We start from the raw sequence: 320 nt of genomic DNA on the forward strand, positions 1-320 counted from the left end.
CCGGAAGGCTCGGTCTACATCACCGGCGGGGCCGAGCCGGAAGACGGCGACGGCCCCGCCGATCCCAGCGATTTCGAGCCCGACTGGCCGCTGTTCGAAGAGGTGATCTGGCCGGTGCTGGCAACCCGCATTCCCGCCTTCGAGGCGATCAAGCCGACGCGCGCCTGGGCCGGCCATTACGACTACAACACGCTCGACCAGAACGCGGTGATCGGCCCGCATCCGCAAGTGGAAAATTTTCTCTTCGCCAACGGTTTTTCCGGCCACGGCCTGCAGCAGGCGCCGGCGGTCGGCAAGGCGCTGGCCGAGCTGATCGTGCA

Annotated in this window: 1 protein-coding gene; it reads left to right on the plus strand. The window is 67.2% G+C overall.

Features of this window, described 5'->3' with window-relative positions; genetic code table 11:
* The coding region (locus tag AC0L2B_RS00105; protein ID WP_473743618.1) for an NAD(P)/FAD-dependent oxidoreductase at positions 1 to 320 on the plus strand (320 nt) is incomplete at both ends.

This window comes from Mesorhizobium sp. WSM4815 (assembly GCF_055811575.1).